The following is a 14375-nucleotide window of genomic DNA, read 5'->3' on the forward strand; positions in this document are numbered from 1 at the left end:
TCCATCGACCCCGTCGACAATTACCGATAAGACCCCAACCTTGCCAGCACATTCACTCGTGCCATGTTCTCAACCGAATTAACCGGTGTGTGAAACAGTGCCGGGTTACCCACCACAATCGCCAGTGCCTGGGCCCGTGAAATCGCCACATTCAATCGATGCTTGTCAAACAGAAACTCAATGCCGCGCGGCGCTTCAGAGGCATCACTGCAGCACAGGCTGAAAAACACGACCGGCGCTTCCTGCCCCTGGAACTTATCCACACTGCCTACCCGTGCGTCATCGCCCAGTGCCTGTTTCAGCTTGCCTACCTGGTGGTTGTAGGGCGACACGAACAAGATATCTGACCAGCCGATCGGGCGTACCTCGCCCTTCTTCGTAGTAAACGGGCGACCCAGCAATTCACCCGACAACCGGACAATTTCCTCGACTTCCTCGTCGCTGGCCTGTGTATTGCCTTGATGCTCGACCGCTACGAAGATGACCCCCGACGCCTGGTTCAGAATACCGTTGTAATTCATGGGAACCTGGATGGTTTGCAGGGCATTATCCGGGTCCGCCTTGAGCTGGCCCTTATAAATGGCATTACTGATGAATTCATTCACCTTGGGGTGCATGCGATAGGTCGTATCCAGAAAGACGCCCAGTGCGGGGTCGATAATGGGCTCTTCATGCAGCAAATAATCCAGCACGGAATCACCGCTTTGCGCCGGATGCGTCCCTTGGGTGGGCTGCCCCAACTGCATCTGGTCACCCATCAGCACCAGATTTTTTGCGCTGCGGCTCATCCCCACCAGATTGGCGACGGCCACCTGCCCGGCCTCGTCAATGAACAGGTAATCCAGCTGGCCCTTCATATCGTCACGCGTAAACCCCCAGGCCGTCGTCCCCAGCACGCATCCGGGCCCAAGGTGACCAGAAAGATCAGCGTTCTGCACGATCTCGACCCCTAATTTATGCAATTCAGGTTCGGTGTCCTTGCTGGCACAGCAATGCACGACAATGCCCTGGTCGCGACAATAGCGTGCCACGCCCAGAATCAGGTTGTTGATCGCCTTATGGCTATTGCTGCTGATACCGACACGTTTTCCTTGTTTGACGAGCGCACCGATAATGCGCGACGCCGTGTAACTTTTACCCGCTCCGGGTGGGCCTTGAATCGCGAGATAACTGTTTTCAAGCGATTGAACCGCTTGAATAATTTGCCGCAAGCGCTCATCGGGTTGATCCGACGTTACCAGCGCTGCCCCGGTTGATTCGCCACGCCGGGGTTGGGACCGCAACAGAAAATCGGTAATCGCTGACGGCGCCAATGCGTTATCGGCCCAGGCTTGGGCGACGTCCTGGATGGCAACGGGTATATAGGCAGGGTTGACATAATCGTCAGGGATCAGGGTTATCAAATATCCTGGATCCAGGCTGCTTTGCACGACGATAAACCCTTGATCCAGACGGGACTCATTGGCCTGGTATTTCACTTTCAACCCGGCAGGTGCGCCCAGCGCATAAAAAGATGCCCCATCATCGCGCGGCGGCTTGAATTCCTGATCAGGATTGAAACGGTACTCATACGACAAATTGCGTACCTTGGGTGCATGCTTGAAGGGCTCCCGCGTCGTGCGGGTGCAATTCGCCAGGCAATCCATATCATCTTCCAGCTCAAGGTGATCTTTGCCCAGCCGATCAAACAGACGCCAGAATACCGGTTTGCTTTCACGACGATGAAACTCAAGCATCCAGGCCAGATTCTCGGTCACGCGCGCCTGTTCTTGCAGAGCCGGATCGGCAGACTCTTTTTCGGCACGTCGCAAAAGCGCATCGCGCAGTTTCAGTCGGGCGTCAATTTCCGGGGCGGGTTCAGGCTCTTTAACTTCGGTACTGCCCGCATAGGTAATGCCTGCCTGGGCTTGCTGGCTGCGCAGCCACTCGGTCAATTCCTGCGTAGAGTTGCAGTCATCCATGTTGTAGTCGCGCAGGCTGCGAAGAACCTCGGAAGTCTGCCAGCTGTCACCCTCTTCGCCTGCCCTGAAGGCTTCACGCCAGCTGTCGTAGGCCACGACGGAATCGCCGCCAGACGCAACATCCGTGTCACGACCCGACCGGTAGAGGTGTTCGATATTCTTGATGGAGTAACGCGGCTCACCCACCATGAGGCTGGTTTTCACCACCATGTACAGATCGATAAATACGCCATTGCGCAACAACTGGTCGACCTCATGCTCACGCACCCCATACCGGCCCATCAGTTTGCGACAGGCCGTGATTTCGTAACTGGCATAGTGGTAGATATGCATGGCCGGATCGTGCTGCCAACGCGCATAGACCCAGTCAATAAACGCCATGAAGGCCTGCTTTTCCTGGGCGGCATCATGGGCCCAGAAATCCCGAAAGCAGCGTTGACCCGTATCATCAAAATAGGTGCAGCCCCACAGATATTCCAGCCCCCGTGTTCCAGCGGGTAACCCTCGATATCAAAGAACACATCCAGAGGGCTGTGCGGCGGCAATGTCGACAGACCCTGATCAGGACGATCAGGGTTTTCGGGAAGCAATTCAAACAATGGTTGTTGCAAGTTCTCGCTGCGCTGCTGCAATGACGCCTGGGCGCGGAGTCGACAAACGATTTCCGGCTGCATTCCCGGCACAGTGTTTGCCGGGAGATCAATCAGCTGTTGACGCGTCATGACCCCAGCATTATTCAGCCGCTTGATCTGGGATCGCGTCATGGTGGCCACAGACCCCAGGTAATCCGATTGGCCTAGCAAACGCTGCGCGTGCTCTGACCACCGGCCATGATCTGCATAGTCGGCGGGATCCGGCACGTTTTCTGGATCAAACTGCTGTTGAGTCGTCAGAAAACCGGCTTTCAGGGCACGGTAGTAGTAAAAATAGTCGTCTGCGCGCAAACGGCTGAACGAGCCGTTCCCCAGAGCAACGACCACAAATTCGGGACGCCGGCCCTGCAAAGATTGCAGCATGTCGGCGTAACAACACAACTGCACGACATGCGCGGGCTTGACTGAAGACGACAGTTTGGTGTCCCAGACTTCATAATGATAATCACCCAGATTGCTGCGCCCCGGAACCTTGACCAGGAAGTCCGCCAGCCCCTGAACGGCGGTTGCTCAAGCATGGCCTGGAAAATGACATCGACACCCTGGGCCATTGCCTTGCGCAACGCCTGCTGTGCCTTAAGCTGGCTGTCTGGTTTTTTGGCATTGACGTTCGCGATCTCGACAACGCTCTTGCCCTCACGGCGAAAGGCTTCCAGTTGCGCCGCTTCGTGCTGCAACCCCTTGCGCGCCAGAGCGTCAAGCAGCGAATCGCCTTCGTCAACCTCCGATACTTCTTCCGGATTTTCCAGCCGAAAACGATCCATCCAGGACGCGTACGGACTAGCCATATACGTGGTCAGGTCGCTGGGCGAAAAGACAAGATGCCGGGTATTGGGGTCAATGTACATAGGATGCTAAAAAAATTATCACAATGAAGTCTACTATGCTTTATTGCTCAGACGCATCCAGCATCACCAGACGCTGCGACAACAGACAATCTTTCAATACACGGATCGACCCTGAAATTTCCCTTTGATTTGCTGGCTCATTGTCATTGCTGAAATTCAACGTGAGCCCATCCATTGAATCAAGATTCGCCCCCGGCAAAACCTAGCAATTTCCCTTCTTTGCCTGACCGGGTGGACAGAACGAACCCGAAGAACGGCCACCATCCGGGTCCACAATTACCGACCCTCTGGGCGTGTGTACAGCGCATGCGGAAAGCAAAGACAAAACAGCACAGACAAACAGCACTTTTTTCATGACCAGGCCCCATGGTTTAGACAGTGGCTGATTTTGCACCAATAGAAAATATGCAACATCACAAAAGGTAACCCGCCACACCTGGCGTTTTTATGGTAAAAATACTGTTCATATAAACAGTATCTGGAGATTCACCCCATGTACGCCATTACACTTCAAGACGCCCCCTCAATTATTCCGCAACAGGCCCGGATCGATGCCGAAACCCGTTTTCAAAAACCCTTGAACGCGCATTGGGCGGGCCCGAAAACGTCATGTTGGCTTACCGAGCCTGGCAAACCGCAGAAGAAACCTCTGACATCGAACTGTCATACGAGCAAATCGCCCTGGTTAAAAAGTGGCTGGCTGCTGCATCCAGGGCACGCAACGATGGGCTGCGCGACCTGGGGAAACCGAAGCATGGTTTGAGGTACGGGCCATAAAATAGGCGGCTCACCAGCCTTGCCAGGCCGCCGCCAGGCTGGCCACCATATACACAGCAGCATCACCGTAGGTCAGCAGGTTTTTGCGTTGTACAGGGTCAACAAGCACTACTTGCCGAAAACCCTGTCGTTCCCAATAAGCCTGCGAACCTTGCACAGAGACCAGTGCAGCCTGCATGACGCCGCGTTCATGTGCTTGCGCGAACAAAAGCTGCAGCATATGACGCGCAATACCTTTACCAGAATGTAATGGGTGCACACACATGTCATGTACATACAGAACATGCCCATCTTCTTCTGACAGGTCAAAATCACCATGCAAAGGGGTCACTTTGCCCGGCACAGACCAATAAGCAACGGCATAGGCTTGCAAAGTCTTGCCATCAGCTCCTGTCAGACCCACTGAACACTGGTGTTCACTCGCCAAACGACGGGTAAACACATCGGTGCTTTCAAGAAAACCATCGCCATAACACGCGATCTGCACGTGGTGCAGGCCAGACACATCGGCAGGAGTCAAACGATGCAGCCGTAACGAAGAAGGCCGTGTATTTATCAAAGACATGGTTCATTTTATAACGCCCATAACTCTTTGTTACCAAAACCCTGCCCTCTTTCATCAATGATTACGTAACCTCTGTCTTGGGACAAACAGATCTGCCTGCACGACAACCGGCAAACATTTACCCCTTTTCCATAGTTGTCAATCACCGGAGAACGCCATGCAACACACACCCGACTGCTGCCCCGACTCCCTGAAAAACAATGATCGACGCCATTGGCTTATGGCTGGTTTTGGTTTAAGTGTGGCCGCTGCGGCCGGTCTGTCTGTCATCCCGGCCACCGCAGCGGCCGTTTCATTGACACAGGCGCAGCGCGATGCCATGACACCCGACCAGGTCATCGACATGCTGCAGCAAGGCAATGCCCGCTTTCGCAGCGGGAAAATGCAGTCTCATGATTTTCTTGCCCAGAAGCGGGCTACGGCCACAGGCCAGTACCCGGCGGCCGTGATTCTAAGCTGCATCGACTCACGCGCCCCGGGCGAAATCATTTTTGATACCGGTATCGGCGATGCATTCGGTGCACGAATTGCCGGGAATATTGCCACCCCAGACCTGATTGGCAGCATGGAATTTGCATGTGCAGTCGCCGGGGCCAAACTGGTGTTGGTCCTGGGTCACACCGGTTGCGGTGCCATCGCAGGTGCCATCAATGGCGTAAAACTCGGCAATTTGACCGGGCTGCTGCAACAAATCGAACCCGCAGTAAAGGCAACAACTTACGATGGCGAACGCACAGGCAGCAATCGCGCCTTCGTCGATGCCGTAGCGCGCCAAAACGTACAGTTAACCGTCAATGTCATTCGCCAGAACAGCGCCATATTGGCCGGGTTGGAAAAAGACGGCAAAATCAAGATGATCGGTGCCATGTACGACCTGTCGAATGGCGAAGTTGCATTTCTGCATTAAATGTACAACGGCACCTGCTTTCAGGGCTTTACCGTGGTTCCCATCCTTGCCCGGGTAAAAATTCGCTGTTAGTCTGGCATTCCAGCCGCCTTTCAACAAGGTGCCTGAGCCATCCTCGCGTTTGCTCGTCCCGCAAACGGAAAATGACTGACAAAAACGGGAAAACCCATGAAACGCGTTATTTCTACCCTTCTTCTTGGTCTTATCGTCGGGCTTCCTGCCGCGACTAACGCCGGTGACAGGTACAGTGACGTCGTCGAGTGGGTGCCCTGGCAAGGACGGCTGCCACGCAACGCTATCCGGGGCGGTATTGACCAGGACGGCAGGGTTCCGCTGTATATCTGTCGGGCGCATCATATCAATGGCATCCACCCAGGCAAACTGCTTAGCGGAAAATGCAATATTGGCTGGGGTGGCGGCGAAGTTGTCTTGCACCACTTCGAAGTACTGGTATCAACCGAGCGATACTACCGTCACCGGGATCGCGACCGCTATTACGACGATGACCGACGACGATAAGTTCGCATATTCGGCCCAATATCGCATGGGCGACGATCTGATTACAGTAAAAAAACAGGGTGAAACTTTTCACCCTGTTTTGACTTCACATGCAGTACAACTTAATTCGCAGACCCTTCAATTTGATCTTGAGTCAGACCCATATAACCAGAAAGAACGATTTCTACCGTTTCTAAACCGCCGTTATTGTTGCCATTACCATTGCCATTGCTGCTGACACCTTTGCTGAACTGTACAAGCAATGCGCTTGAGTCGGCCTGACCATCGCCATTGGTGTCTACCACATAAACATCGCCCGTCTGCTTGACGCCAGCAAGCTTGAGCTTGTCATTGCCATCGAAGCCCTGAAGTACCTTCCGATCATTAACAAAATCAAGCCCATGATTGACCACAAACGTGGTTACAGCACCAAAATCAGGCTGCGTAACATCTGGCTGCTCATCGGCCCCGACCAAAAGAAACTTGATGATTTCGGTATTCGACACAGCGCCATGCTCATCATGAACCTGAACCGCAAATTCGACCGGAACCTGCTCTGAAGCCACCAATTTATCAAGCGCTTCTGGATTGACGGTGAAGGTATAGTCACCCGTGACCGGGTTCAACCTCAGGGTTCCATAAGCAGTCGTTATTGAAATTGTACCGTCGGCCTGAGGAGCAACATCTGCAGCATCAGCAAAGCCAAAGGTCAGAACAGCACCGTTATCAACATCGCTTGCCTCAAGTCGACCATCGTATGAACGAGATGACTCGGGGTTGGGCGTATCGTTGATGACCAAAGGCGCCTCAGGCAAGACCGCAAGCGTCGGCGCGTCGTTCAAACCGATAATTTCAACCGTAGCTGTCGCAATGCTGAGTGCACCGTTGCCCATGCGGATGACATAGTCAAATGCATCAACAGCGACTTCACCTTGAGCAAGGCTCTGATGATTGACAGAAGAAATGTCATAGCGAACAACGCCGTTGTCAAAACTGACAACTGCACCAGAACTTAACGTTACGCTACTTAAAACCGGCACCTGCGAACTGCTGGACGTAATACCTTGTACCACTGAGTAAAGCTTGGCTGAGCCAGGATCATTGGCCAAAACATCAAGCGTCACAACGGCCTGATCTTCATTAATCGCCGATGCAAGATATTCGTTTTTAGCCGCACCAGTCTGAAAAGCGATCTTCTCAGTTGTGGGGGTTTTATCGGCAACGGGTTTGCTGTTTTTTGACATGAACTACTCCTGTGAGCAGAAAATAAAAATAGCCGGTGCTGCTGGCTATTTGACCTAGCAACCCGGCTATCTTCATGAGACCCGTGGCTTTCCGACCCTGCATCGCTGCAGGTTTGGCGAAAAACTTTATGAATGAATTTTACGTTACGTTGTTTTTAAAAACCAGATTTTTGTTATCGACGTTGTACCTTTACACAAGGAAGACAGACTGTATATATGCTCCCCAAAACTGTTGCATGAAGAACCTCGATCACGCAACCACATACAAATGATCGTGCACCGGCCCCAAAATACACACTGGACAAAACAAACAAAGCGTTGCGGGACGCCAGCGGCAGGTTTTGCAAACTGACTCACAGCGAATTCGTGATATTGCTGATTCTGGCGCTGGAGCCTGGACGACGGGTTAGCGGTACTGACCAGCCGCTTGCGCGCCACATGCAAAAAACACTTTGGCACAGTAAACGTGATCAAGGCTGAGCGCAGCGTGGGTTATTGCCTGATGCTGCCTAATGCGCTAACCGACTGGGCAAACACCCAACACCCAGCCTAGTGAAATCCCTAGCCGAAACTGTCATCATCCCGACAGATGACGGCAGCCACCCTGTCTACACTGCGTTCATAACACTACAGAACATATTCCAACCACTGGAGAGACAAGGGTAGCCCATGGATATTGATCTTGCCGAACTGGCGTCTTTGGTGACGCTGCTGAAAGAGGCGGATTTCACCGAATTTCGCTATGACAAAGGAGACACCCACATTGTTGTGCGTCGTGGCCCGTTAGACATGGCGATCGCCCACGCAGCAACGTTACCTGCGGTCGTAGCGGCACACGGGAACGCGGCACCTGCCGTACATACCGCAACAACAACCGGCACCACTGCAGCGGCGACCACTCAAAACGTCGCCCCTCCTGCAGCGGCAGCATCCACAACAACCTACGCCACACCAACCTCACGTCCTGGAAAGACGGCCGTCAGCCGTGAGCCAGTTCCCGGGGCACACGTCGTGACCGCCCCCATGCTGGGCACGTTCTATGCGGCACCCAAACCGGGCGAGCCGGCTTTCGTGGCCGTCGGTGATGTCGTTGGCTCCGACGCCGTCGTCTGCATCGTCGAAGTGATGAAGCTGATGAACTCGGTCCACGCTGACATCAGCGGCACGATTGTGGCCATTCATGCCGAAAACGGCGAGCTGGTTGAATTCGGCCAACCCCTGTTCAGTATTCAAGCCTCGAGCGCATCATGACGACCTTGCCCCGCAAAGTCTTTGTCGCCAATCGTGGCGAGATTGCACTGCGCATCATCGAAGCCTGTGATCGACTGGGTATCGATACGGTGCTGGGCGTCTCCGCCTTCGACAAACACTCGCTACCCGCACGACGGGCCGGTCAAACCGTTGTGCTGGGCCCCTCTCACGCCTCGGAAAGCTACCTGAACATCGACGCTGTCATTCACGCCGCCGTCAGCACGGGTTGCACGGCACTTCACCCGGGTTACGGCTTTTTGTCCGAACGGGTTGCCCTGGCCAATGCCTGCGCCGCAAACAACCTGATCTTCATCGGCCCCCGGCCTGAGCATCTTGAAATTCTGGGTGACAAACTCAGTGCACGACAGGTTGCACAAGCGGCGGGCGTCCCGGTTTCACCGGGTGGGCCGACCACCTCTGGCGCAGAGGCTCTGGCGCTGGCCGAACAGATCGGTTATCCGGTGCTGGTCAAGGCGGCCTTCGGGGGTGGCGGACGCGGCATGAAGCTGGTGCACACTGCCAGTGATCTGGTTGCCGCCTGGGAACTGGCCGCCGCTGAGGCCCAGGCCGCCTTTGGCGACGGCACCGTCTTTGTCGAACGCTTCGTGGCGGATGCAAAACACGTTGAAGTGCAGATTCTGGGTGACCAGCATGGCCATCACATCCATCTGGCAGAACGTGAATGCTCGGTGCAATACCGCTATCAAAAGATGCTGGAGGAAGCCCCTGCACAGCCCTGGCGCCATCGGCGCGGGAAGCGCTGCACGGCTATGCCCTGAGCCTGGCCAGGCAGATCAACTACGTGAGCCTGGGTACCATCGAATTTTTATACGACGTGCAGCGCGACGCCTGGTGTTTTCTGGAAGTGAACCCGCGCGTTCAGGTCGAGCATCCGGTCACCGAGTCCGTGACGGGTGTGGATCTGGTTCGCGAGCAGATCCTGGTGGCGTTTGGTGAACCACTGTCGCTGCGGCAAGAAGACATTCGGGTCGATGGCCATGCCATTGAACTGCGCCTGACCGCACAAGATGCCCGACGGGGGCTGACGCCCTCACCCGGCACACTGACACGCTGGCGACCGGCCCCGCTGGGCGGCGTGCGACTGGACACCCATCTGTACGAAAACTACCGGTTCCCACCCCATTACGATGCGCTGATGGCCAAGATCATTGCCTGGGGCCCGGATCGCGAATCGGCCCTTCAACGGCTGACGCTGGCACTCAACCGGCTGGATATCGAGGGGCCACGCACCAACCTGCCCCTGCTGCAACGACTGGTCACTGCGCCAGACGTTATTGACAACCGCGTGACCACACGGTGGCTGGAAGATGCCCTGCCACGGCTTATGGAAGACCCCTCATGACTGACGTCCGATTGATTGATGTAAGCCTGCGCGACGGCAACCAGAGCATCTGGGGTGCTGTTGGCGTTCGTACCGGTACTATTGAACGGGTGGCCCCCACATCAATGCCGCGCGTTACTATGCGGCCGAGGCCGCCACCAGTACCATGTTTGCCACAGCCGTGCGCTACCATCGTGAAGACCCGTGGGATCGCCTGGATGCCCTGCGCAAGGCCATGCCCGATACCACCCTGGGTTTTCTGACAACCGGCAAGCGCTTCATCACTTTTTCGCGCACGCCGCCCAATCTGTTCAAACTGGCCTTCGAGCTGCTGCGCCGTCATGGTGTGACGCGCATGTGGGTCGTTGACCCCATGCACGATATGGAGGCGGCCATGTCGACAGCCCGGCTGGCAAAAGAAGCGGGCTTCGAGGAAGTGATTGGCGGGCTGTGCTACACCATCAGCCCGGTGCATACCGACACGTATTTCACCGAAAAAATTGCCCAGTTCGACAACTGCGATGCGATTGATTCAATTTACATCAAAGACCCGGCCGGGCTGCTGACCCCCGAGCGGCTGAATACCCTGGTACCCAGCCTGCGCAGCGGGCTTAAAAACAAGGTCATTGATGAACTGCACACCCACTGCAACACAGGCCTGGCCCCGCTGACGCTGCTGGCCGGCGCCGACCTGGGCTTGCGTCACCTGCACTGCGCCCTGCCGCCGCTTGCCGAAGGGGCCTCGCACGCCTCGGCGCTGCAACTGGTGAACAATCTGAAAGCCCGTGGCCACTCGGTTGATGTTGATAGTGACGCCATGCAACGCGCTTCTGACGCACTGATGCGGGAGGCCAGGCTGCGTAACCTGCCCGAAGGCAAGCCCCTGATGTACGACGAAGCCTACTACCGCCACACCCTGCCGGGCGGGGTGCTCAGCACAACCGCACGCCAGCTGCGCGAAATGGGTAAAGAACACCTGATGCCCGCTGTTGTTGACGAATCACTTCAAGTTCGGGCAGATTTGGGCTGGCCGATTGTGGTAACCCCGTTTGCTCAATACATCGTGACGCAAGCGGCCCTGAACGTGATGGCCGGTGAGCGTTACCTGCGCATCAGCGACGAAGTGGTCGACATGCTGCTGGGTGACTGGGGGCCCATGCCGGGGCCTGTCAACCCCGAATTGCTGGATCGTGTCCACAACCTGCCACGCGCGCGACAACGAGCAGACCGACCCGAACCGGAAGTGCCGTCCCTGGACGAACTGCGACGCCGTTTTGGAGGCACGCTCAGCGATGAAGACCTGCTGATGCGCGCGGTCATGCCCACCGAACAAATGGACGCCATGATCACCGAACGCGACAGCCGGCGGCGTGCGCGCGCCAGTGGCGCTGACCTCGGTCTGCGCGAACTGGCCGCCGCATTAAGCGACCCCAGCGCCCCTTGTCGATCCGTGTTACGCAGGGTGATGCCACCCTGACCCTGACCGGAAAACAAACCTCTGCCACCTGACCAGAACCGACACTCATGAATGCACCTGCACCCTTCCCTTACCTGAACTCACTGTACGAAAAACGTGATGCCCAGGCCATTCTGACCGATCTGGCCCACGCCAATGGCTGGATGCTTGATGTGGATGGCTGCCTGGTCAAAACCAGCAAGGCCGGCGGTGCCGGCGGCAAGGCCATTGAAGGGGCCGCCCAATTGCTTGACTGGTTGCGCCGCAACGAACGCGATTTTGTGATCTGTACCAATGCGTCGCAGCGCACCGTCGCAACCTACGCAGCTCATCTGCGCGACATCGGACTGGACATTGCCGATCACGAAATGATGACCGCCGCCACAGCCGCCGGCGACACCATTGCCCGTGCCCAACCGGGCGCACGGGTGCTGGTGGTCGGCGACGAAGGCATGATCGAAGCCGTACGCAGTTCCGGGCTGGAGGCCGTTCCCCCTGACACCACCAATGCCGACGCCGTCGTGGTCGGTGCCGCCGACAATTACACCTCGGCCAATCTGAATGCTGCCTGCCTGAGCATCACCGACCATGGCGCCCCCTGTACACCTCGGTCGCCTCGCCGTGGTTTCATGGCGGGGTCAAACGCAGCATTGCCGTGTCATCGGCCATTGCCCGGGCCATTGCCTCGGTGACAGGCGTATCACCCATTGTCTGCGGCAAGCCCTCAAGAGAGCTGGGAGCAAGCCTTCGCACTCGCCTGGGCGGCGGTAATGGCCGCGTGGTCATTGTGGGCGATGCCACCCAGGCCGAAATGGTACTGGCGCGCGGCATGGACGCCATGAGCGTGCTGGTGCTCAGCGGCGCCACACACGCCGACGACTTGCCCGGTTTACCGCCAGACCAGCAACCCCACTGGGTGGCCCAGGATGTGGGTGAACTGGTCGACCAGTTGCGACCCATCATTCCCTGACCACCTGCACCACCATAAACAACCCCAGATCGCGCCACATCCAGAGCACGACACGTCCAACAGGAGACAACCGCATGAACGCACCCACAGACCGCTTCCCCTACCTTCACGAAGCCAAAGCACCCGCCGGCGCCGAAGGCTGGGAACGCATGTACCCCTATTTTCTGGTTTCCCAACCGGAAGGCCGTGACTTCGAGCAGGACCGCTTCTGGTTCGCAGACTCCATGCATTGGTCCCGCGCCGTGCACCCCTTCGACAGCATCGGGGCCGAAGCGGTCTACTATGGCTGCGGCGTCAACGGTGCGCGCAGCATCGTTTTACCCGCTGCATTGGGGCTGGACGTGCGCATGGTCAATGGCTTCGTCTACATATGCCCGCAAGCGGTTTCCGACCCGGCCGAAATCCAGCGCCGTCTGGCCCTGTTCCAGGAGCGCGCCGGACACTACTACAAAAACTGGGATTCGCTCTACGCCAACTGGAAAGAAAAATGACGACGGTCATTGACCGGATGAAGTCATTACAGTTTGCCAACCTGCCCGAAATCGAACCCATCGAAATCGTGACGGAAGGCCAGGGGCGCTCGGTTTCGTGGGATCTGGTCGAAAATTATCACCGGCTGGTCAACGATTTCTTCCTGGTCTGGCAATATCACTTCGAAATGCTGGGTCTGGGCTACGGCGCCTACCTGGTGTTCTTTGACCTGTGCAAAAAGGCATTCCCTGAAATTCAGGACCAAACCATTGCCCGCATGGTCGCCGGGGTTGAGGGCATGGCATTCCGCCCGGATGATGAACTGCGCCGCCTGGCCAAACTGGCTGTCGAGCTGAATATCGATGCGTCCATCACGACCAACGATCCGGCCGATACCATTCTGGCCAACATCGCCGGACACGCCAACGGCGCACGCTGGCTGGCCGCATTGAACGAGGTGCGTGAACCTTGGTTCAACTACTTCGCCGAATACGGCTTCCTGCACGACCAGGAAACCTGGAATGAGAATCTGTCCATTCCGCTGCAGGCCATCAGCCGTTACGTCGAACTGCTGCGCAACGGTGAGGTCATTGACCGCCCGGTCGAGCAACTGCACGAAGACCGTGATGAAATCGTGGCCGAATACCGTGCCCTGCTGGCCCCTGATGAGGTTCAGGCGTTTGATGAGGCACTGGCCCTGTCCCGCAATGTCTTCCCCTACATTGAAGAACACAACATCTATGTTGAACACTGGAGCCATGCCGTGTTCTGGCGCAAGGTGCGTGAACTGGCTGACGTTTTCGTTGCTGCGGGCTTTTTCCGCCAGGCGGATGATTTTTACTTCCTGAATCGCTTTGAAATTGACCAGGCGCTGTTCGACATGGTCGAGTCCTGGGCCATCGGGGTGCCGGCACGCGGGGTCCAGCACTGGGCACGCGAAATCGATGCCCGTCGCAAAATCATGACCGCCCTGCGCACTGAAACGGCAGCACCGGCTTATGGCACCCCTCCGCACGAAGTCACCGACCCGTTCGCCATCATGAACTACGGGGTCACCACCGAGCGCGTGCAGCAATGGCTGGCCCAGGCCCGCGGCGGCAACACCGCCGCGCTGCAGGGCATCGCCGCTTCGCCCGGTGTCGTCGAAGGCATCGTTCGGGTCATTCGACACGAAAACGAAATCAGCGACCTGCAACCGGGGAAATTCTGGTGGCGGCCATTACCGCACCCTCGTGGGCCTCTGCGTTTTCGGTCGTGGCCGGTGTGGTTACCGACATCGGGGGCTGATGAGTCATGCAGCCATCGTATGCCGTGAATATGGCATGCCCGCCGTCGTCAGCACCGGTTTTGCCACCGCCCAACTGAAAACCGGCCAACGCATCCGTATTGATGGCTATAAAGGCACCGTCGAACAACTGGCCGCCTGACGCGT

General features: G+C 56.6%; 13 protein-coding genes, 3 pseudogenes and 1 riboswitch. Of the genes and pseudogenes, 12 read left to right on the plus strand and 4 right to left on the minus strand.

The annotated features are described in order from the left end of the window. Positions 1–20: 20 nt before the first annotated feature. Positions 21–2441 (minus strand): TM0106 family RecB-like putative nuclease, encoded by a 2421-nt coding sequence (locus N7E01_RS00630; RefSeq protein ID WP_350495053.1) that lies wholly within the window; start codon positions 2439–2441, stop codon positions 21–23. A 424-nt stretch (positions 2442–2865) separates the two neighbouring features. Then, complete coding sequence (locus tag N7E01_RS00635) at positions 2866–3402, minus strand: hypothetical protein (protein WP_289174045.1); 537 nt, start codon at positions 3400–3402, stop codon at positions 2866–2868. A 669-nt stretch (positions 3403–4071) separates the two neighbouring features. Here N7E01_RS00635 and N7E01_RS00640 point away from each other — a divergent pair. Beyond that, entirely contained in the window at positions 4072–4239 is a 168-nt protein-coding gene (locus N7E01_RS00640) for a hypothetical protein (RefSeq protein WP_289174047.1), read from the plus strand. A gap of 10 nt (positions 4240–4249) precedes the next feature. Here N7E01_RS00640 and N7E01_RS00645 read toward each other — a convergent pair whose 3' ends face one another. Then, a complete protein-coding gene (locus tag N7E01_RS00645; RefSeq protein WP_289174049.1) occupies positions 4250–4804 on the minus strand; it encodes a GNAT family N-acetyltransferase in 555 nt (184 codons plus the stop codon). 157 nt (positions 4805–4961) lie between these two features. On the opposite strand from N7E01_RS00645, the gene N7E01_RS00650 reads away from it, so the two are divergent. Further along, positions 4962–5711, plus strand: coding sequence for a carbonic anhydrase family protein (locus N7E01_RS00650; RefSeq protein WP_289174052.1), 750 nt, complete (start codon positions 4962–4964; stop codon positions 5709–5711). Positions 5712–5879: 168 nt separating this feature from the next. Then, positions 5880–6230 (plus strand): DM9 repeat-containing protein, encoded by a 351-nt coding sequence (locus N7E01_RS00655; RefSeq protein WP_289174054.1) that lies wholly within the window; start codon positions 5880–5882, stop codon positions 6228–6230. Positions 6231–6331: 101 nt separating this feature from the next. On the opposite strand, the gene N7E01_RS00660 is transcribed toward N7E01_RS00655, so the two are convergent. Next, positions 6332–7453, minus strand: a complete 1122-nt coding sequence (locus tag N7E01_RS00660) for a VCBS domain-containing protein (protein WP_289174057.1) — start codon at positions 7451–7453, stop codon at positions 6332–6334. 53 nt (positions 7454–7506) lie between these two features. Then, positions 7507–7581, minus strand: a riboswitch (cyclic di-GMP riboswitch). A 541-nt stretch (positions 7582–8122) separates the two neighbouring features. On the opposite strand from N7E01_RS00660, the gene N7E01_RS00665 reads away from it, so the two are divergent. The 9 genes and pseudogenes from N7E01_RS00665 (at position 8123) to N7E01_RS19590 (ending at position 14370) form a co-directional block, all read left to right on the plus strand. Further along, positions 8123–8704, plus strand: coding sequence for an acetyl-CoA carboxylase biotin carboxyl carrier protein (locus N7E01_RS00665; protein WP_289174059.1), 582 nt, complete (start codon positions 8123–8125; stop codon positions 8702–8704). Then, positions 8701–9611, plus strand: a pseudogene (locus N7E01_RS00670) (ATP-binding protein); the annotation flags it as partial. The gene N7E01_RS00665 and the pseudogene N7E01_RS00670, both read left to right, overlap by 4 nt. Before the next feature lie 36 nt (positions 9612–9647). Continuing rightward, positions 9648–10067: a biotin carboxylase domain-containing protein gene (locus N7E01_RS00675; protein ID WP_289175861.1), complete on the plus strand. Its 420-nt coding sequence runs from the start codon at positions 9648–9650 to the stop codon at positions 10065–10067. Positions 10068–10212: 145 nt separating this feature from the next. Then, positions 10213–11523, plus strand: coding sequence for a hydroxymethylglutaryl-CoA lyase-like TIM-barrel protein (locus tag N7E01_RS00680; protein ID WP_289174061.1), 1311 nt, complete (start codon positions 10213–10215; stop codon positions 11521–11523). Positions 11524–11570: 47 nt separating this feature from the next. Next, a complete protein-coding gene (locus tag N7E01_RS00685; RefSeq protein ID WP_289174063.1) occupies positions 11571–12194 on the plus strand; it encodes an HAD family hydrolase in 624 nt (207 codons plus the stop codon). Next, positions 12158–12472, plus strand: coding sequence for an HAD hydrolase-like protein (locus tag N7E01_RS00690; RefSeq protein WP_289174065.1), 315 nt, complete (start codon positions 12158–12160; stop codon positions 12470–12472). The genes N7E01_RS00685 and N7E01_RS00690 overlap by 37 nt, the downstream gene beginning before the upstream one ends. A 74-nt stretch (positions 12473–12546) precedes the next feature. After that, positions 12547–12963: a hypothetical protein gene (locus N7E01_RS00695; protein WP_289174066.1), complete on the plus strand. Its 417-nt coding sequence runs from the start codon at positions 12547–12549 to the stop codon at positions 12961–12963. A gap of 17 nt (positions 12964–12980) precedes the next feature. After that, positions 12981–14087 (plus strand): annotated as a pseudogene (locus N7E01_RS00700) (PEP-utilizing enzyme); the annotation flags it as partial. Next, a pseudogene (locus N7E01_RS19590) lies at positions 14018–14370 on the plus strand (PEP-utilizing enzyme). The pseudogenes N7E01_RS00700 and N7E01_RS19590, both read left to right, overlap by 70 nt. Positions 14371–14375: the final 5 nt, after the last annotated feature.

It is taken from the genome of Neopusillimonas aromaticivorans, from assembly GCF_030344915.1.
GTDB lineage: Bacteria > Pseudomonadota > Gammaproteobacteria > Burkholderiales > Burkholderiaceae_B > Neopusillimonas > Neopusillimonas aromaticivorans.